The 20,612-nt window shown below is 70.8% G+C and carries 9 protein-coding genes and 2 pseudogenes; 3 read left to right on the top strand and 8 right to left on the bottom strand.

Annotated elements, in window-relative coordinates:
- Positions 1-69 precede the first annotated feature (69 nt).
- The 5 genes from JIX56_RS00540 to JIX56_RS00520 all read right to left on the bottom strand — a co-directional run bounded on the left by JIX56_RS00540 (position 70) and on the right by JIX56_RS00520 (position 10,542).
- Positions 70-3,387 (bottom strand): WD40 repeat domain-containing protein, encoded by a 3,318-nt coding sequence (locus JIX56_RS00540; protein ID WP_257536769.1) that lies wholly within the window; start codon positions 3,385-3,387, stop codon positions 70-72.
- A complete protein-coding gene (locus JIX56_RS00535; protein ID WP_257536768.1) occupies positions 3,384-6,164 on the bottom strand; it encodes a WD40 repeat domain-containing protein in 2,781 nt (926 codons plus the stop codon). Before JIX56_RS00535 ends, JIX56_RS00540 begins: the two co-directional genes overlap by 4 nt.
- Before the next feature lie 99 nt (positions 6,165-6,263).
- Positions 6,264-8,222 carry a hypothetical protein gene (locus tag JIX56_RS00530; protein WP_257536767.1) on the bottom strand — a complete coding sequence of 653 codons (1,959 nt, stop codon included), beginning with the start codon at positions 8,220-8,222 and terminating at the stop codon, positions 6,264-6,266.
- Positions 8,219-9,352: a caspase family protein gene (locus tag JIX56_RS00525; RefSeq protein ID WP_257536766.1), complete on the bottom strand. Its 1,134-nt coding sequence runs from the start codon at positions 9,350-9,352 to the stop codon at positions 8,219-8,221. The genes JIX56_RS00530 and JIX56_RS00525 overlap by 4 nt, the downstream gene beginning before the upstream one ends.
- A complete protein-coding gene (locus JIX56_RS00520) occupies positions 9,349-10,542 on the bottom strand; it encodes a hypothetical protein (RefSeq protein ID WP_257536765.1) in 1,194 nt (397 codons plus the stop codon). Before JIX56_RS00520 ends, JIX56_RS00525 begins: the two co-directional genes overlap by 4 nt.
- Before the next feature lie 443 nt (positions 10,543-10,985).
- On the opposite strand from JIX56_RS00520, the gene JIX56_RS00515 reads away from it, so the two are divergent.
- Complete coding sequence (locus JIX56_RS00515) at positions 10,986-11,732, top strand: nucleotidyltransferase domain-containing protein (RefSeq protein ID WP_257536764.1); 747 nt, start codon at positions 10,986-10,988, stop codon at positions 11,730-11,732.
- Positions 11,733-11,769: 37 nt separating this feature from the next.
- Here the strand turns inward: JIX56_RS00515 and JIX56_RS00510 are convergent.
- Positions 11,770-12,366: pseudogene (locus JIX56_RS00510) on the bottom strand (ATP-binding protein).
- A gap of 123 nt (positions 12,367-12,489) precedes the next feature.
- Positions 12,490-13,206, bottom strand: a complete 717-nt coding sequence (locus tag JIX56_RS00505) for a Mu transposase domain-containing protein (RefSeq protein WP_257551538.1) — start codon at positions 13,204-13,206, stop codon at positions 12,490-12,492.
- Between JIX56_RS00505 and JIX56_RS00500 the strand changes: the two are divergent.
- Positions 13,174-13,419: pseudogene (locus JIX56_RS00500) on the top strand (IS256 family transposase); the annotation flags it as partial. The gene JIX56_RS00505 and the pseudogene JIX56_RS00500 overlap by 33 nt on opposite strands.
- Before the next feature lie 116 nt (positions 13,420-13,535).
- Here JIX56_RS00500 and JIX56_RS00495 read toward each other — a convergent pair.
- A complete protein-coding gene (locus tag JIX56_RS00495; protein ID WP_257536763.1) occupies positions 13,536-14,231 on the bottom strand; it encodes a 4'-phosphopantetheinyl transferase family protein in 696 nt (231 codons plus the stop codon).
- Positions 14,232-14,593: 362 nt separating this feature from the next.
- Here JIX56_RS00495 and JIX56_RS00490 point away from each other — a divergent pair, with 362 nt between their 5' ends.
- Entirely contained in the window at positions 14,594-20,608 is a 6,015-nt protein-coding gene (locus JIX56_RS00490; RefSeq protein WP_257536762.1) for a beta-ketoacyl synthase N-terminal-like domain-containing protein, read from the top strand.
- Positions 20,609-20,612 lie beyond the last annotated feature (4 nt).

The following is a 20,612-nucleotide window of genomic DNA, read 5'->3' as shown; positions in this document are numbered from 1 at the left end:
TGCACGATCACCCGAACAAAGCGCCTACGCCCGAGTTACCAAACACCCCTGCTGGGACGAAACGCTCTTTCAGCGAGCATCGGCACCGCACAGAGGCTTGCCGCGTACGGACTCGGGTGCGTCCGGCCATGTGTCGACGACGGTGGCTGGGGCGCTCTTGCCCAGCAGATCGCAGGCCCGGGTCAGGACGGCCGCTTTGCTCAGCGGGAAAGTGATGGCGGACGATGTGTCCCCGAAAGTGCGGACGGCCGAACCGTTGTAGTTCAGCGCGGGGGGCAGCAGGTACCGCACCTCCATGTCGACGATCTGCGCGCCGGTTCGGCCGTCGTAGACGGCGATGTGGTAAGGCACGGTGACGACGATCTCGCGTCCGTAGGGCTGTACGACGCCGATGCTGTCTCCCTTTCCGGCGAGCGGGAGTTCGGTCCAGACGTCGTCGCGAGGCCGGTAGACCGCCAGCGCTCCGGTCAGGGTGCTGGCGACCACGCCGCCGTCCTCGAGTGCCTTCGCCTGCATGAACACGCCTGAGCTCAACAGCACGCGGTGGGCCCACGCGTACCGACCCGCGCGGTAGGGCAGCGCGTACAGGTGTTGGTCGGTGGCGACGAACAGCCGCTTGCGGCCCGGGGCCGCGCTGACGGCGACGACCCGCTCCGTGTCGGGCAGGGTGATCGAGTACCGCAGTTCCGGCTGCGTGGGTCGCGCCAGTGAGTAGACGCGGATCTCGTGGGCCCAGGCCGCGTAGAGCTCCCGGTGTGGATCGTCGAACAGGGTGACCGATGCTCTCTGACCTGCTGGTCCGGTCAGCTCGATGGCCGAGCCGAAGGAGAAGGTGGCGGCTTTGACCTGGCGGAGCCGCACAAGGCCGTCGGTGCTCGCGACCGCGACCAGGCGCAGCCGCGCGTTGAAGGCGGAGGGCTGCTTTCCCGAGACGGGACCCATGTCCACGAGTTGCTGTCTGCCCTTGCGTGCCTGCGGGTCGTACACCCCCATGCGGGCGTGCCCGTAGACGCCTGTGACGTAGAGCAGTGACGAGCTGTCGGGGATGCTTTCGACAAGTTGCGCACCAAGGACGTAGAGGTACCGCCTGTCCGGAGCGGAGAGACTGTAGAACACGAGGCCGCCGCTGCTGGACGGTGTCACCAGGTGCTGTCCGTCGCCGCTCACCGCCAGTTGGGAACGTCCGCTGAAGGAGGACGCGAAGTAGTCCGAGGCGGTGGGGCGTTCAGCGGTCGTGCCTTCACTGGAACCCGAGACCAGGTCTTTCGGGTCGGCGGAGTAGGCGGCGATCGTGTTGGTGGCCGCGAGATATAGGGAGGAACGGGCAGCGCTGTAGCCGAGCATGGCCATGTACGGCACATAGACGGACGTGCGTACGACCTTGGCCGTGTCCGGCGCCAGGGTCAGGAGCCGGCCGCCGGACAGTGCGTAGAAGCACTTGCAGCGTGCGGCGTAAAGGAGGTTCCGTGCGGGGGCGGGAAGGTCGGTGGCAGCGCGTTGCGGACGGGCCGTGGTCCGCCAGTCCCACATGCGCACCGCGGTTGCCGTGCCGATCGCCAAGGTGGAGCCCGAGGTGGTGAACGCGAGCGTTGTCGGCCGGCCGTCATCGGCGAGAAGAGTACGACGGCCGGTCTCGCTGGAGCCGGTGTCCTGGACCTCCACAGTGCCGTCGCGGCCACCGATCGCCAGGCGGGTTCCGTCGGCGCTGTAGGCGACCGCGGTCGCCGGGGTATCGGTGCGCCACTGTGGGCCTCCGTCTCCGGCCGGGTCCCATCGTGCGACTCCCTGGTCGGTGGCCACCGCGAGGGCACCGTCGGTCTGCGGGAATCCGATCGTGTTCACCTTCCGGAGCTCCGTCGGCACGGATACCGGCGAGGCCTTGCGGGCGTCCCACACCCACAGTCGCCGCTTCGAGTCGATCCCGGCGACGTAGCGGCCGTTGTGGCTGAGGGCAAGGCTGTGCAGTCCGGTGGCCTTGGTACGGATGACCTTGCTGATGGAGGTCTCACGGTTGACCGCGGACAGCAGGGCGTCACGGCTCCCCGGCGAGTCCGGGGCGAGGGCACGAGCGGTCAGCGCGTCCACGAGGGCCTGGTCCGGCGTACGGGTCTCCCGTTGGAGCGCCCGATCGGCGAGTTCCTCGGCCTTCGTGGCGATGCGATCGCGGTCGGCGCGTTCCCTGCTCTCGCCGCCGTACCAGAGGCCGAACATGGTGACGATGACGGTGAAGGCGCAGGAAGCGGCGACGAACCGCCGGGGCAGCCGCCGCGAGCGACGCAACGCCTGTGTCACGTCCCGTGCTTCGCGTACCTGGTCACGCGGGGCGGCGATCACCGGGCGGGCGTCCCCGTCACCCGGGGCGAACAGCAGTATGTGGCCGGCGGCGAGCGCGTCGTGGACGGCATCCGCCGGGGCGGGCACGGCGTACAGGCGAGCGGGGGGCCGGATGGCGGCGTGCACGACCACGCGTGGGTCCGCGTCATGGGGGTGCTCGCCCGCACGGGTGAACACGCCGCCGCGCCGACGGTGGAGGGCGCGGGCCAAGGCCACCGCGGCGGCGGCGCCTACCTCGGTTCCGGCGGGGATGGCGGCCGCGACGTGGTGCGGACCGCCGAGCCGCCAGCGCATCCCGTGGCCGCGGGGGAAGTGTTCCTGGGCCCGGCCCCAGGAGAACGCTGCGGCCAGTGACGCCTCCAGGCTCTCCAGGCCGGTGGTGAACAGCATGGTGTCCGCGTCCGGCAGGACATCCTCGGCTGCGTCCTGGACCAGGTCCACGGTCAGGACGGCCGTCCCGTCGGGGGTGATGCCGTCGGCGAGCACCTTGGCCGCGACGGACTCGTGGCGGCGGCGCGGTCCGTGCAGACAGCGTTCCACCAACTCCCCGGCCAGCTTCCACGGCAGCTCGGGATGAGTCGCTCGGAAGCCGGCCTGCTCCACATCGACGAGGAGGGCAGGACCGGCGGTGGCGCTGGGGGAGGGGTGGCGGGCCGCCTCGCACCACACGGCCGCCGCCGCGGTCTCGGCGTCGGCCAAGGCGCGGTCGCAGGGCGTGGCTCCCCGCTCCAGTACCGCTGCCCGTGCGGCGTGCCAGATCGCCCGTGCCATGGGGTGGTTGCGCGTCGGTGCCTTGTCGCGCAGCAGACGCAGGGCCGCTGCGACCGGGCCGTCCTCGGGCGGGCCGGTGAGCGGAGAACCGTCCAGGAGCGGTCCGCCGGACTGCGCGGCGGCGGCAGCACAACCGCGCAGCCACGCGCCATCCCGGCACAGCCTGTCCGCGACCGCGGCAGCGGACAGTGTGAGTGAGCCCGTGGACCGGCCCGTGGCGCAGGTGTCCAGCAGAGCGGTCCACTCCGTGAGGTCGTCCTGGTGCTCTTGGCGCCGGGTCATCGGCACGCCTCCGAAAGCTCATCAGCCCGCGTGCGGGCGTCGGTGAGTGCGCACAGGCGCCGGACCAGCTCGTCGCCGTCGAGTGCCAGAGCGGTCAGGTGACCGGTGGTGCTGCCCAGGACCACCCACTTGCCGTCCGGGGTGAAGCCGCCCGCCGACCAAGCCCCGCCGTAGTGGAGGTCGTCGTCGTCCGGATCCTCCGGGCTGGTGGCCCGGAACAGCTCAGCGCCATCGGGCACCTGCTGCAACAGCGCTGTGTAGTCGGCGCTCACGGTCAATAGCTCGGACTCGTCCGGGGACAGCGCGGTGCCCAGGACGGTCTGGCTGTGCCGTTGGGGAAGCTGCTCGCGCAGGCCGATCTTCGGGCCGTACCGGGCGATGCGTCCGTCGCCGAAGCCGGCGAGGTAGCCGTCCTGGTAGGGGACGGCGGCAGCGAGGTCTCCCAGTCCGTCGTCGGTGCCGACGGCCGCGAAGTTCCGGGTAACGGTGGGGCGTGCGGTTCGGGGGTCCAGGATCTCGGCCCATCCGAGCCGGTGCCCCACGAGCAGCCGGGTGCCGTCCGGCCGCCAGGCGAACGTGCCGACCGCACCCGCGTCCCGCTCCGGCTCGGGGGCGACCTTCACCGTCCGGTGCGCCATGCTCCACAGCTGCACCTCGCCGGCCGAGTCACCGGCGGCCAGGGTCCGGTCATCGGGGGAGAAGGCCAGACGGAACACCGGGCTGTCCGTCCGGTGCAGCGGCCGGCCTTTCGGTCTCATCGCCGGATAGTCGTAGAGGGTGATACGGCCGGAGGCGTCGCCCACGGCTAGGGTCCGCCCCCTCCCGTCCACTGCCAGGGCCAGCGTGCCCTGTGAGCCAGCCCTGCGCAGCACCGTCGTATGGCCGTCGCGGGCCCGGTACCGGATCAGCCGGCCGTCGGCGCGGAGCACGAGGACGCTGCCAGGGAGGTGTGGGTCACCGACGACCGCTCCGACCTGTTCCTGTGCATCCGTGCGCTTTGGCGGGGCGTACAGGAATACCCGGCTGCGACTGGAGAGCGGAGCCGAGGCAACGACCGGTGCGCCCGTGACGGGGTGGACGGCCAGGACCGCGGTGAGTGACTCGGTGGCATCGCTGTAGGCGACCCCCAGGCCACGGCCACCGTCGGACATGTCCAGTGCGGTGACCGTCGGGCTGGCGGATGTGGTGTCGACGGGGGCGCGGTACGAGGGCCATTCACGTGTTGCCGCCAGGACCGTGCGCCCGTCAGCGCTCGCCGAGAGGGCGTAGACGTACCCGTCGAGACTCACGCTCTTCTTCAGCCGCAGGGTTCGGGTGTCGTAGACCTGCAGATCGATCCGGGCCCCGCCGACCACCAGTGAGCGCCCCCTGTCGGTGACGGCCATGGCGGAGACGCTCTTCCGCAACAGCCTCATCGCCTTGGTGGCGGTCAGGAGTGTCTTGGGCGAGGCGTTCGCCCGGTCGGCCGGGTAGACCTGCAGGGCGGGGTCGTTGCCGTCCGTCAGGCGTCCCACCGCGAGACGTCCGGCGGGCAGGAACGCCAGGGAGGTGACCAAGGGGTCGGCCGGCCGTACCTGTACTGGGGACTGCGAGCCGGGCCGGGCGACCGCCTCCACTCCGGCATTCGTGGCCCACGCCACCCGGCCGCCGCCCCCCGTGGCCAAGGCCAGGACCGGTTCGTCGGCGTCACGCAGTACCCGAAGGCCGATGTCGTCGCCTTCACCGAGCACCCCGTACAGAACCTCGCCGCGGTCCGTGCCCAGGACGAGACCACGGCTGTCGGCGCTGAAACGAACCTCGGTCACCGCGCCCGCCCGTGCGCTGGTGCGGGCCCGCACGCTGTGGCCGTCGGACCCGTACACCGTGACCTTCCCGCCTGATGCCACCGCCAGCAGACGGCCGTCGGGGCTGTACTGCACGGCCCCCACCTGGTGTCCGGCGTCAATGACACCGGACAGCCGCAGATCGCCGTAGGCCGCCGACAGCATCGCGGCAGTGGTCACGGGGGAGGCGGGGTCCAGGAGATGGGCCTGCAGGGCTGCGCCTGCGGAGCGGTCCGGAGCCGAGCCGTGGTAGGCCCGGGCCTGGGCGCTCAGGCTCTCCACCCGTGCCTGGGTGCGGGCCTCGGCGCGATCGGCTGCGTTCGCGGCGGCCCACACCCCCGTTGCTGTCGCCGCCACGAGGATGACGAAGGCCACCGGTAGCGCGAGGGACCGCCGCAACAGACCGGCTCGTACCGCGTCGGCCACGCTGGTGACGGCCACCGCTTCCGGACGCCCGCTCGACTGCGCGGCCAGCGCCCGTTCATGGGCCGCGCCTGCCACGAGCAGCCTGCCGTGGTCGATGTCGGCCACCAGTGCGGCCTTCTGATCGATGTGGGTCACCGGGCCAAGCAGCCCGAAGGCGTCGACCTCGGCGCTGAGCACCGCGCGCCGATCCAAGGGGCGCCTGCGGGCCAGCGGGGTCAGGCCGAACAGGAACGCCAGCGCGACCGCGAAGGCCCCTCCTACCGAGGCCCCGCCGATCGGCGTCGTCACCTGCGATCCGTCGGCTGTCCGCACCGTCCAGGTGATCAGGCCCCGGGTGGGAAAGCCCGCCTGGCCCTCAGCCCATTTCAGCGCCGTGGCCACTGCCTCGTCGAAGGCCGGGGCGGTGGGAGGCTGCGGATCGAGCCGCTCCAGTACAGCCGGGCCCTCGGCCTTACGGGGGCCGGGCTCGTAGCGCATGACCAGGGTCAGCAGTGCGCAGGACTCACCGACGGCGATCGTGATGCGCACGCTGCGGCGCCATTTCCGTGGGAGAACGGGAAGCCATGAGCGCCCGGATCGGAGCAGGGTCCACAGGAGACGGCGTAGGCGCGAGGAGCTCATGGGCTGTCATCCTTCTTCCGCTGTCGGCGCGGTCAACACCTTCTGGATGGCCTCGCGCGTCCACGAGTCCGCCGCCCGCGCGAGCGAGCGCCGCAGGATCGCCGTACGCCCCGCCGACGGCAGTTCATCGACCGGCTCGGGCACCATGTACCAGTCGAGCGGCACGGATGCCTTTCCCAGCAGAACGGTCGGTTCCGCGCCGGGCCCGGCGTCCACGCCCCTCAGGGGCAGGGCGAAAGTCTTGTACGGCCGGTCGGCTGCCGAGCGTTGCCCCACCAGCACCCAACCGGCAGGAGAACCGGGCACGCGAGGGCGCGCCGTCAACCGCCAGCGGTCCGCGTCGCGTACAGGCTCCAGGAGGAATTCGAGCTGTGGGGTTACGACGCGGTGGTCCTGTTCGGGGCCGGAGGCCGCCGCGTGCAGCAAAACCGGCTGAGGGACCACGACGGCGTCCTCCGGCTCCGCCGACTCCGGGGTGACCAGCCTTGCGGTGGCGGAGCCGGGAAGACTGAACGTCGCCGTCCCCGCATCGGACAGCCGAACCACTTCCATCTGCCAGCCCTCTGCCCTGACGAGGAACAGTCCCAGGCCGGCCCACGCCTTCGTCCCGCCGTGGCTGTCGACCGACAGCATCTGTCCGCCGCCATCGGGCCGGTCGCTCCAGGTCAGAGTGAGCAGCGGGAGGGAGATCGTCCGTTGAAGACCCGCGGTGACCGTGCCGAGCAGGTCCAGCGCCTTGGCCAACACCCGTACGGAAACCGCGTCGTCCGACGCGAGACTCATACCGGAACCGACGGCCGGCGCGTCCTCCGCCACCAGCGGTGTGTGCAGACCGGTGCCGGTGTAGGAGACGAAGGGGTTCGCGGGGTCGGCGGCGAGGAGATACGTGTTCACGGTGTGTGTCGCCGAGGTGAGCCGAGGATCCCACTGGCCGCTCGCGCGATCCGAGCGGCCCAGCCGCTCGAGCGCGGTCCGCAGCAACCGCAACCCCGCGAGATAGACGGGCAGGCCTTGACTGGCCTCCGCAGCCGTGATCAACCGCCCCCTGACCTCCCGGGGCACGGGCCCGTCCTTCTCCAGAAGAAACCAGGCCGCCAACAGCGAGACGTCGTCGGAGGAGGGAAAGGCGTCGGCGAGCAGGTGCACCCACTGGCGTGCGCGGTCATGATCCGGATGGTCCATCAGGTGGTAGGCGACCGCGCAGCCCGCGGCCGGGTCGCCCCGGCCGGCTTCGATCCGGGCGCCGATGCTGCGCACGACGTGATCGGTGATGGCGGCGGCGGCGCCCAGGCGGCCCTGTGCCTGGTAGTCGAGCAGGGCGCGGGCGTCGGGGTCCGCCGGCCGTACTGTCACGTCTCCCTCACCGCCGTCGGGCTGTGCCGGACTGCGGATCCGCCCGACGCAGTTCGCGGGCAGGGACACGAACCGTGCCAGGTGGTCCTGGCCCTGTGTCACGCAAACGTATGTCGAGCGGTCTTCGCCGGCCGCCGGACGGCTGACCACGTACTCGTCCGCCACCTCGACCGGTCTCAGCAAGGTGCCGTCCGTGTCGCAGACGAACAGACCGGTGCCCTGCAACTCCCGGGCTGTGTGCAGTGCTTCGTCGGGCGGGAGCGCTGCCTTCCGCCTGGTCCCGGGCAGCAGGAACCACTTCAGAGGGGAAAGTTTTGCGGGCCGGTCGGTCGGCACGGCCTGGCCGCTGCCCGGTGCGGGGTGGGGATCGTCGAGGGCGAAGTGCACTGTCAGGGCCTCTGAGCCTTCGTGAGGCACCACCACCGTGGCGCTCACGCGCTCCAGACCCGGAGGCGCCAGCCGTACGACGTAGGTGCCCGGGGGGAGTTCGGTCTCGAACGGCTGGCCGGACACCACGACCGCGCTGCGGACGTCCCCCGATTCCGTGTCCAGGACCTCCGCTGCCACGGGAGTACCCGGCGAGAGAGCGACCACCACACGCGTCAGGGTCATCGGACACGCTCCACTGCGACGGTGAACTCCAGATCCGGCGGAAAGAAGGCGTGGACCCCCGCTGGGAACGGGGCCGTGTAGTGGCCGTCGGGAAAGTCCACGCCCACCGCGTACACACCGGCCGACGCGACGGTCCTCCACACCGGGTCGTCCAGTTCGAGGACCGGCCGCTTGTCCCCGGCGCCGCCGAGGGCCGACAGGGAGACGTCGGCCAGACGGGCGGCGGCGTCGGGGTCGCACCGTACGCCGAGGGGCACCTGCGGCGGGCCGTCGAGGACGTGCAGGACCGAGTTCCCGTGCACATTCAACCCCGGCACCTGCACCGGCGGTGCGGTACGGGTCAGTGTGTACACGGCCTCATAGAGGTCCAGGCTGGTCACGCGCCACCGGCCGTCGCGCGTGGAGGCGGCGCGTCCCGCCAGCGCGTCGAGGAGAGCCCGGGTGTAGTCGCTGACTCGGTGCTGGTCCGCGTACGCGCTGCCTCCGGACAGGGCCGCCGGCATCACGGTGAGATCGCTGCGCCGCTCGGGACCGTCCTGGATGTCCAGCAGCGGCAGTGTGTGCGTCTCCCGGAGGCTGGACAGCCGGGCGGTGCGTTCCCGGCAGGAGTCGAGGAAGTAGTACTGGTATCCCGCGCCGCAGGTTCGCATGCCCTGGACGAGGCTCTGCAGGTTGACGGCTGCGTCCAGGATCCGGTTCCTGCTGCGCGCGAAGTCCTCCAGCAGCAGCAACGGGCTGCCGTTGTCGAGACCGTGGCCACTGAAGTAGAAAAGGGCGACGTTGGACGAGTGGCTGTTGCAGCGGCTCACCCACCGGTCGACCGCCCGCTGCACGGCATCCGCCGAGGGCACCTCGACCTCATGGGACCGCCCGTCGGGGTCCAACACCTCGCCCGGAGACAGGAGAACGTCGACGCTGCCGGGCCCCGCTACGGGATGGCGCAGTTCGTCGATGACCCAGCGGGCGAAGGCGAGCGCAGACAGGGGAGGGGAGGTGAGTTGTCGGGTGACCATGGTGTCGTACGGGACGGGATCGGAGCCTCCGCGCAGGTGCCGGTAGGTGCCCACCCCGATGACCAGCGCGTGTACCTGAGGTCCGTCCTGGGCGGCGGTGTCGAGGAGATAGGTCACCGCCACCCGTCCTCGTCGGCGGGGGCCTGCGGCCCGGACCTCAACGGTCCCAGCCGCTCGCCGAGGCGGGCGTAAAAACTCGGAGCCAGGAAGTAGGCACTGTGGGCGCGCAGCCGCCCGGACCGGAAACTGTGGTCCTCCACGCCTTCGAAGACGGGTTCGGCCCGGAACGACAGCAGGTCGTTCATGTCGTAGACGTTCATCCACCTGCGCACCGCAGGCGGCCTCGGCAGCTTGAGGCCCGCCGTGCCGGGGACGTCCGGGGGGTGTGGCGAGAACAGGCTCAGCTCTTCGAAGAAGGCGACCTGCGACCCGGCGGTCACCAAGAGGTCGACTGTGAGGTCCTCACCGGCCAGCGGTCCGGAGAGCAGGTCATAGACGATGTTGCCGCCCATGCTGTGGGCGACCAGGACGAAGGGATCACGCGGACCGCGCAGGGCGTTCGCCTCCCGCAGGACATCCGCGATCTTCCCGCCGATACCGGCGCCCGCTCCGTCGGGCGGCCGCCGCCGATAGTAGGTCAGGACGTCGCCGAGGAACTCGGTGATGCGCGGCGCGAGTTCGGCTCGCAGCCGGTCGGCGACCGGCGACGTCGTACGGTCCGCCAGCGTCTCCCGGATCCGTACGACGCCCTCCTGCACCGCGGCACGGACCTGCCCCACACCGAAGCTCTCCCGGCTGGACCCCGATTCCTCTTCCTGCTCGATGTCCTCCAGCGCCTGGCACAGCCGGACAGCGAACTCCTCGTCGTCGCCGACCTCCGCCAGCCAGGCCGGGGCCGACTCGACCAAGGACGGTGTCAGTGCCGAGGCGGCCGCGAGCTCCTTCGCCCTGTCCGGTGACGCGAGGAGCGCGGCGGTCCACAGCAGATCCAGTGCGTCACCCATCGATGTTCGTGCTGTCGTGAGGAGCCGTTCGTGGATCCGGGCATCGTCGGGTACGACCTGGGCGACGATGTACGACAGCGGGCCGTCGCCAACGCCTTCCCCGAAGCGCTCGGCGACCCGTGCGCTGTTCGGCACGCTCGCTCCGCCCCAGGCCAGGGAGGCGCCGTCACCGCCCCAGTACGGTTGGAGAATCTCGGCCGGTCCGCCGTCCGCGCGTGACCATCCCGCCGTCACATACTGCTCGAACAGCGCCTGCCGGACCCTTGCTTCCTCCACATGCGGGCCGTCGATGCGATTGGCCACCCCATGGACAAAAACCAACGGCATCCGTGGCCCCCTCGCCCCCCATCCGAGCACTTGCGACCCGGAGAAGGACACCGTACAGATTCAGCCTCACTATGTGATGAGTTTTCGCGATAGTCATAATGATGAGGCGATTCCGGCGAAGTCGGCGTCATACAGAGGGCGTTGTGGCCGTGGCGATGTGGTACGGACCGTTTCATACCTCCGGCCGGAGTTGCTCCTGATCGAAGACGACCAGTTCGATCCCCTTGGCCGCGCATGCGGTCCGGGCTGCATTGCGGGTCTGCTCACGGATCTGGGTCGAGGCGCGGTGATGGTGTAGCTCGACATCTGCTGGTCGGATCCGTCTTCCGTGCCTCGAATCCGTCACGGTCTGTAGCGGTCACGCAGTGGGGTGGAAAATTCCGTCGCCTTTGACCAAGACTTCTGGAACGCTGACCGCTATGGACGTGAACCCCGTTGACCTGGCGCGACGCGTTGCCCATGACCGTTTCCCCGATGCGCTGGCCGTGATTCTTGCCGGGTCGACGGCCGCCGGGCGAGCCACTGCCAGTAGTGACCTGGACCTTGCGATACTCATCGGAGACGGCGGCGAGACTCGCCGGGAGACGATCCGGTTCGAGGGCCGTGTCGTGGAGTTCTTCGTCCATACCCGAGCCGGTCTCGTGGACCTCTTCGCTGCGGACGTTGCTGCGCGTCGTGCGGTCCTGCAGAACATGTATGCCACCGGTCTCGTCCTCGTCGATACAAATGGTGAGGCCAGGCGTGCCCGGGCTCTGGCCGAAGCGGACCTCCGTGCGGGTCCGCCGGCGCTGGAACCGCAGACAGTCGAAACGAAGAGGTATGGGCTGACGGACGCGCTGGACGATCTCGCCGACACGAGTGACCGATTCGAGCGTCTTGCGGTGGCCGGGGTCGTTCTCAATGCTGCGGCCGATCTGCTCTGCGACTACCACCACGCCTGGATCGGCGGCGGGAAGTGGCTGCCACGGCGTCTTCTGGAGGCGGACGATCAGCGCGGGGCCGCCCTGCTTGAAGGGCACCTGCACCTGTGCGAGTCGGGAGACCCGACGCCGATGATGGACGCAGTATCGGAGATCCTCGACCTTGTCGGCGGGCCGCTTCGTGAGGGCTATCACCGGACCTGGCGCGGCGTCATTGAATCGGTTTCTGCTCCTATCGGGCGTTGACGGAAGCTGAGGTCAGGACGGGGAGGGTGCCCACTGATCAGCTGGCATCGGCACGTTCGGCCTGGGCTCTGGTTTGGGCGAGGCGGTAGGAGTCGGTGCCGGTCTCGATGATGTCGCCGCCGAAGGTGATGCGGTCGACGATGGCCGCGCAGAGCCAGTCGAGTTCCATGTAGCCGAGTTCATCAATGCATAAAAGGTCGACGCGTCCGTAGCGGGCGATGGTCTTGGCCAGCTGCTTCTCGTCGGCCGCCTCGACCAGCTCGTTGACCAGCTTGGTCACCAGGACGTACTTGACTCGCGGCCTCGGTCCCCAGTGCGATGAGCAGACGGGACTTGCCCGTGCCCGAGTCGCCTATCAGGCAGAGCGGGTGGCCCTTGCGGACCCATTCGCAGTGGCGAGGGTGTTGATGGCCGCGGCGTCGATGTTGGGGTTCGCGTCGTAGTCGAAGGCCCGCAGTGACTTCTCGCGCGGGAAGTCGGCGGCCTTGATGCGCCGCTCCGAGCGTCGGCGAGCCCGGTCGTCGCACTCGGCCAGCAGCAGTACCGCCAGGAAGCCCCGGTACGACATCTGCTCGCGGGACGCCGCCTCGGCGAGGTCGGGGAACTGGCCGCGGATGGTGGGCAGCCGGAGCATCCGGCATGCCTGGTCGATGGCGGTGGTCGCGGCTTCCTCGGTCAGCCCGCGGTTGGGTTTGGCGTTCATGTCGCTTCTCCCTTGCTCGAAGCACTCCCGCCACGGCGGCGTCGCAGCAGCTGGTCATAGGCGGCAACCGACGGCAGCGGCCGGGTGTCGGGCGGCAGGTGGGACAGCCGCCAGTCGGCGAGAAAGGTGACGGTCGCCCGTGCCGGCCCGACCGCTCCGGGCTCTGGCGGTGAGGGAATGGGCTGGTCCGGCAGGTCGCCCGCGGCGATCTTGCGGGCCCAGCGCGACGGCGTCTGCTGTCAGTGCCCCGGCCCGCAGCGCGGCCGCAAGGCCGGCGACCAGATGCTCGTGGCTCATGTGCCGGGCCATCAGAAGCACCTGGATCAGGGCTTTGGTGCCTTCCTTGTCGCCGTGGGCCGCGCGGGCCGCATCCCACCAGTCGTCATGGAGAGGCGTGAACCGGCCGGCCGAGCGAGCCTGTTCCAGAGCTGTTGACCCGGGGAAGGCGCCCGGCTTGCGGACCAGGGCTACCAGGTAGTGATCGAGCACCAGGCGGGAGCCGCCCTGGGTGCTCAGTCTTTCGTGCCGGGCCACTTCCCTGCCGTAGTCGAAGACCACCAGTTCGGAGGCGTGCAGCAGCACTCGGAGAGTCTTGCCGATCAGCCGGACCGGCACCGAGTACCGGTTGGGGCCCACCGTGATCTGTCCGTAGCGGTCGACCCGTGGGGTGAACCAGCGGCCCGTTTCGAACGGTTCGACGGGCAGCGGCTTGAGCTGCGGCTGTTCGACCGCGAGTGCCTCTACACCACCTACTGCAAGGCCTGGGGTCATCACCGGATCGCTTCCTGGGCCGTGGTCATCGCGACCGGCATCACCGAGGACGGCGGCAGGGAGGTCCTCGGCGTGGTCCCGAAGGACGCCGGAGAGATGGTCGCCGCGACGATCCGCACGATCTTCGCCCAGCCCGGCCAGAGTGCGGTGAGGGCCCAGGTCGATACCGTCACCGACACGCTCGGCAGCCAGTTCCCCAAGGGCAAACAGATCCAGTCGACGACCCGCTGGAGCGGATCAATCGGCCGAGCACATACCCGCCCTGGCCGACACGACTGAGGGCCGCGAGTGATCACGTCGGGGTTTTCCGGCGTGGCTGGTGGGGTCCGTCATGCGGGCCACGGCACGGTGACGGCGGTGACGACATGTCGAGCATCAGCCCCAGCGTGCCAGCGTCCGGTGAACCTGCTGATCCGGTCTCCGGCGACGACCGGTCCGGGCACGGTCAGGTCGGCCGTGAAGGTATGACGTTCCGGATCGGGCGTGATGATGCATTCCGTGAAGTCCAGCCAGCGGCCGGTCAATGGAAACCACGCTTTGTAAACGCTCTCTTTCGCGCTGAACAGCAGCCGGTCCCAGTGGATGTGAGGGTGGGTGACGGCCAGCCGGGTCAGGGTCATTCGCTCCTCGGGCAGCGCGGTCAGCTTTCCCACGCCGTCGGGCAGAGCGGCGTGCGGCTCGGCGTCGATCCCGATCGATGCGAAGGCATCGCGATGAGCTACCGCCGCCGCTCGGTAGCCGTCACAGTGCGTCATGCTGCCGATCACTCCGTCCGGCCACTGCGGTGCACCCTTGGGGCCCGGCAGGATCGGTCCGGGGGGCACTCCAATCCGTCTCAGCGCGGTGCGTGCGCAGAGACGGACGGCGGCGAACTCGCGGCGGCGCTTGTCGACTGCGCGGGCCACGACGGCCGCCTCCTGCGGGTGCAGGTCGATGTGCGGTGGGTCGGTGAACAGCTCGGAAACGGCGACACCGGATGGAAGGAGGGCGTTCAGTAATCCGGTGCCGCCAGCTCCGGTGATCACGAGTGACCGCCCGCTTGCTTGGTGTGACGAATGTCGCAAATCTTGTCCACTGCATCCTCCGAATTCGACTCACCAGGGGGTGGTGGGGGCCCCAGCATTCTTCGGTGTGCGCTGCACGAATGACCGTCTTGTCCGGTCCTTGAGCGGCGGTTGGTCACGCTCGGTAAGGCGAAAAGTAATCGCAAGGCGCTGTGGACGGGACAGATCCACTGGACTACGTTCTGTATGCAACGAATGACACGGGGGAGTTTTCTGATGCAGACGAGTGTGAGTTCTGGCCCGTTATATCACCGAATATGGGGGCCAGGCAGGCGGCACGGCTACGCGCAGCTCCCCGGTCACCACCCCTCCGGTTCTGCCTCGTGACCGCCCGGCACGTCGTTCTGGGCCTGCCGACGCTCGCCACCGGTGGCCTCTCCGAGAACTGGCTGTTACGCGAGTCCGGCGACCTGCACTGGTCGTTGATCGGTGAGTTCTTCGGCACCTCGGTCAACAAACTCGCCGACGCCGACGGCACCCGATTACTTCCGGCCTTCGTCCGGGTCCGGCACACCGCGAGCGCCTCGCTCGCCTCTTTCGCCGAGCTCGACGAAGGCGAGATGAGCGGTGAACTGACCAGACTGGACGACCGGCGGTTCCTGTCCGACATCCGGTTCGCCACCGGTACGGCGCACGTCGACGTCCGGCTGCTCACCGTCTTCGTCCGCCGCTCGGACCGCAACTGGCTGGTTCCCGGAGTCCCACAACTTCCCGGCCGCCTGCCGGCCCGTGAACCGGACGCCGACCAACTGGCCTTCCTGCACGACTTCCAGGCGCGGAGCGGGCGCCACCTGGACGGTCCCGGGCTGCACACGGAGCGTTACGAACTCAACCCGGTCGTCGACGTCAACGCCCTCGGCCTGCTCTACTTCGCCTCTTACCCGCACATCAACGACCACGGCGAGCGCCGGTACCTGCACTCGCTGGCGCCAGGCGGCGAGTGGGCCACCGCGGCCGCCACCGTCAGCCGCGACATCGTGTATCTGGCGAACTGCGGCGCTGAGGACACCGTGCGATACCGGCTCGACGACCTGCGCCTGGAGGACGGTCACCGGGCGGTGCTGACCTCGACGCTGCTGCGCGAGGACGACAACAGGCCGCTGGCCCAGATCGAGACGGTCAAGGCACTGCGCGGGCCCAGCGTGTTCGGCCGACTCTGGGGTGACACCGTCACCCCCCGCGCCGCGACGGCCCCGCCGGACCCGGCGCCCACGCCCGACGACCTGGACGCGGTCGTGCTGCAGCTGCTGGAACGGGCGCTGAGCCGGCCCGCCGGCTCTCTGACCGCCGACGACGACCTGCGGCGGTACGGCCTGGACAGCGTCGCGCTGGCCGAGGTCGTGGCGCTGGCCCACGACGAGCACGGCCTGCAGATCGATCCCAGCGCCATGTTCCAGGCCTTCACCGCCGCCGCCATGGCACGGGTGATACGCGGCGAGGACCGCGAGCCCGAACCGGTCGCGGTCACGGCGGCACCGAAGCCGGACGCCTCGGCGCCGATCGCGGTGATCGGCATGGCCGGACGTTTCCCCGGGGCGGACAGCGTGGGCGAGCTGTGGGACCTGCTCGGCCGCGACGAGGACGCGATCCGCGACATCCCGATCGACCGCTGGGACACCGCCGCGCACCCGGATCTGGTGGGACGGGCGGCGCTGCTCGACGACATCCGCCGCTTCGACCACGAATTCTTCGCCGTCAGCCCCCGCGAGGCTGCGCTGATGGACCCCCAGCAGCGACTCATGCTGGAGGTGGCGTGGGCAACGGCCGAGGATGCCGGACAGGATCCCACCACGCTGGCGGGCAGCCGGACCGGCGTCTACACCGGGGTGTGCCACTCCGACTACGCCGCCGTTCTGGCCGAGCACGCCGGTCGCGACGAACCGCACCTGAGCGTCGCGGTCTCCCCGTCGCTGGTGGCCAACAGGGTCTCGTACGCCCTGGGCCTGCGCGGTCCGAGCGTCACCGTGGACACCCTCTGCTCGTCGTCGCTGGTCGCGGTCGCCCAGGCCATCGCGGCGCTGCGGGCCGACGAATGCGACCAGGCCATCGCGGGCGGCGTGAACGTGCTGTGCGACCCGGGACGGCACGCGGCGTACCAGCGGGCCGGTGTGCTGAGCCCACGTGGACGCTGCCACACGTTCGACGACGGCGCCGACGGCTACGTCCGCGGCGAGGGGGCGTGCGCGTTGCTGCTCAAACCCCTCGACCGGGCGCTCGCCGACGGCGACCGGGTGCACGCGGTGATCCGCGAGGTGGCGGTCAACCACGGCGGGCAGGCGCAGTCGTTCACCGCGCCCAACCCGGAAGCCCAGGCCGACCTGTTGGTCAGCGCGTACACCACGGCGGGCGTCGACCCCACCACCGTCGGCTACATCGAGGCGCACGGCACCGGTACCCGGCTGGGCGACCCGATCGAGGTGTCGGCCATGGTGGCGGCGTTCCGCCGGCTGTACGACCGGAGCCGGCACCCGATGCCGGACGCGCCGCACTGCGGCATCGGCTCCCTCAAGACCAACATCGGTCATCTGGAGGCCGCCGCCGGTATCGCCGGAATGATCAAAGTCATTCTCGCGATGCGTCACCGGATCCTGCCGGCCACCCGCAACGTGCGCCGGACGAACCGCATGATCAACCTGTCCCGGTCGCCGATGCGGCTCCAACTGGAACAGGCCGCATGGGAGCCGCCGCCCGGCGGCGGCCCCCGCCGGGCCGGGGTCAGCTCGTTCGGCATGGGCGGCACGAACGCGCACGTGGTCCTGGAGGAGGCACCGCCCGCCGCCGAGGCGCTGCCGGCCGGACGGGTGGCGGTGCCCGTGTCGGCCCGCACCCCGCAGGCCCTGCGGGACGCGCTTGTCGCGCTGCTGAACGTGGTGCGGTCACCGCAAGCGCCCCCGCTCGCCTCGATCGCTCGGACGATGAGCACCGGCCGGGCCACGCTGGCCTGCCGCGTCACCGTCACGGCGGCCGACCTCGGCGAGCTCGCGGACGCGCTGGCCGCCGCCGTCGAGGCCGAGCCGCCCACCGGTGATGCCGATACGTTCACCGGTGGCGCCGAGCCGTTCACCGGCGACGCCAGGATCGAGGACCCGGTGCCGGTCGCCCCCATCGTGTCGCTGCCGACCTACCCGTTCCGCCGGGACCAGCACTGGGCGGCGCCCACCGCCGCCCCTCAGTTCCTCACCGCGGACTGGCAGGACGCGCCGCCACCCGCGCCGGCTCGGCGCGGCCGCTTCCTGGTCCTCACGACGGACCCGAGCCTGGCGCCGACGCTGTTCGGCGACGACGCCGTCGCGCATCGCCCCGGCGATCCGCTGCCCGCCGTACAGGGCCTGGCCGGCGTCGCCGATCTGGTCGACTGGGAAGAACCGGGCGCGCTGGTCACCGAGCGGATCGAGGTGCTGCGCGAGGTACTCAGCCGGTATCCGCGGACCGGGCTGCGCTGCCTCCACATCAGCGGCGCTCGCCGCTCGGCGCCGGCTGGCTTCTACCGTGCCGTCTCCGGAGAACTGCCCACGGTGATCTCCCGTACCGTCCGGGTCGACGGTGACTTTGCCGACCTGGCCGCCGCGGTCGCGGCCGAGAGCACGGCCGACGACCAGGAGACCGAGATCCGGTACACCGGCTCCCGGCGGCGGCGCCGCGTGGCCGGGTTCGCCCGGCCCGGCGAGTTCGACCCGCTGACCGGTCTGGACCGGGGCGCCGTTCTGATCACCGGGGGCACCGGCGCGATCGGGCTGCGCCTCGCCGAGCACCTGGCCGACCGGGGCGCGCGGCACCTCGTCCTGATCGGCCGCTCCGCGCTGCCCGCCCGCAACCGTTGGGCATCCCTGGTCGCCGAGCCGTCGACCGACCCGCTGCTGCGCACGCGCCTCACCGCCCTGCTGGCCCTCGCCGAGCGGGACGTGAAGCTGTCCGTCCACACCCATGCGCTGAACGACGTGGCCACGCTGCGCCGGCTGATCAACCGGCATCGAAGCCGCGCCGAGGGGATCGCGGCGGTCTTCCACTGCGCGGGGGTGATGCGCCGGCCACGGTCCTTCCTGGCCAAGACGGCTGACGAGATCGATGACGTGCTACGCCCCAAGCTGGCCGTCGAGACACTGTGGGAGGCGTTCGGCAGCCGGTTGCCGCGGCTCATGGTGCTGTTCTCCTCGATCGCGGCCGGGTCGCCCCGGCTGGCCGGGGGCTGTCTGGACTACGCCGCGGCCAACAACGTCCTCGACGACTTCGCCGAGGCGCACGCGGAAGAGCCCGGGTGCGTGGTCCGGTCGCTGCGGTGGCCGCTCTGGCGGGACGTCGGGATGGGCGAGCGGCGCACCAGCGCCGGGAACGAGCTGGGCATTCCCGACCTGGCGGAGGCCGACGCGCTGCGTCTGCTCGACCTGGCGCTACGGGTGCCTGGCGAACCGATTCTGCTGCCCTGTCTGACTGGCCGGACGGCCGTGCCGGCCGACGAGCTGTTCCGGGCGCCGCGGCGTGCCCCCGAGACGGCCCCTGCGCCGGTCGCCGCCCCGGCGGAGGAGCGGGAGCCGGCCGGCATCGAGCCGGTCACCGCCCCGGCGGATGGGCCGGAGCCAGCCGGCTTCGACTGGCTGGCCGACGTGGTGGCCCGGACCACGCGCACCGAACGGTCCCTGCTGCGGCCCGACACCCACCTCGTCGACCTCGGCGTGGACTCGCTGCTGATGGCCGAGTTGGTCCGCGATCTCGAGGCGGCGCTCGGCGACGTCGTGGATCCCAGTCTGCTCCAGGAACATCCGACACTGGCCCGGCTCGCCGCCGCGCTCACCGCCGCAGGGGTGCCCGCCCAGGCCACCGGCCCGGTGACGTCCGCGACCCCGGCACGGACGCCCGCCGCGGACGGTGTGCCGGTACGCACGCTCGCCCCGGACGGCGCGCCGATGCGGATCGCGGTCATCGGGATGGGCTGCCGGCTGCCCGGCGCCGCCGACCCGGGACAGCTGTGGCAGGCACTGCTCGCCGGGCGGGACATGGTCGGCGACGTGCCGGCGGACCGGTGGGACACCACGGCGCTCTACCGGCCGGACGGCGGCCCCGGGTTCAGCCAGAGCCGGTGGGGCGGCTTCCTCGACGACGCCGCCCTGTTCGACCCGGGCTACTTCGGCTTCGACGACGAGACGGCACGGCAGCTCGACCCCCTGGTGCGCAAGACGCTGGAGGTCGCCGTCGAATGCGTCCACGACGCCGGGTACGCCGACGAGGAGTTACGCGGCCGCCGGGTCGGCGTCTTCGTCGGCGGCCGGACCGGCAACCACCGCGAATACCTGCGGCCGCTGACCCGCGAGTCCATCGTCGGGATCAACCAGAACTACATCGCGGCGCACGTGTCGCACTTCCTCGACCTCGCCGGGCCGAACCTCGTGGTCGACAGCGCGTGCTCGTCGGCGCTGGTCAGCGTGCACCTGGCGGCGCAGAGCCTGATGCTGGGCGAGTCCGAGATGGCGCTGGCCGGCGGCGTGGACCTGCTCCTGGACGAGGAGCCGTATCTGATGCTCAGCGCCGGCAAGGCGCTGTCACCCACCGGACGCTGCCGCACCTTCGACGAGTCCGCCGACGGCTTCGTCCCGGGAGAGGGCGCCGGGCTGGTGATGCTGAAGCGTCTCGACGACGCCGAACGCGACGGCGACCGGATCCTCGCGGTCATCGAAGCGTCCGGTGTCAACAACGACGGCCGCACGATGGGCCACACCACCCCGAACGGGCACGCCCAGCGGGCGCTGATCACCGATGTGCTCGCCCGCGGCGGCATCGACGCGCGCACCATCGGATACGTCGAGGCGCACGGCACCGGCACGATGATCGGCGACCCGATCGAGTTGCAGGCGCTGACCGCCGTCTACCGGCAGCACACCGGCGACCGGGAGTACTGCGGAATCGGCAGCGTCAAGAGCTCGATGGGCCACCTGCTCAGCGCGGCCGGGATCGCCGGATTCATCAAGGCCGTGCAGACGCTCCGGCACGGGCTGATCGTCCCGACCCTGCACTGCGAGCGGCCCAATCCGCGGTTCGCGTTCGCCGAGTCACCGTTCTTCCCCGCGCGTACGACGACCGAACTGCCCTCCGGCAGCCGCGTCGCGGTCAGCGCCTTCGGATTCGGCGGCACCAACGCCCACGTCGTCCTCGGCCCCGGCGCGCCCGAGGGCACCGGCCGGGCTCCGCTCCCGCCACCGGAGTACCGGCGTCGCCGGTTCTGGCCTCGCCGTGCCGAGATCCGTACGAGTTCCGCCCGCCCAGCCGCGAGACCGGTCCGGTCGGCGCGCCTGGATCTCACCGTCACGCCGGTCGCGGCCGCCGCGCTCGACCGTTCCCACCGCTGAGCTG

It is taken from the genome of Streptomyces sp. CA-210063, assembly GCF_024612015.1.
In the GTDB taxonomy this organism is placed as follows: Bacteria; Actinomycetota; Actinomycetes; order Streptomycetales; family Streptomycetaceae; genus Streptomyces.
This window is presented reverse-complemented; position numbering and strand designations above follow the sequence as displayed.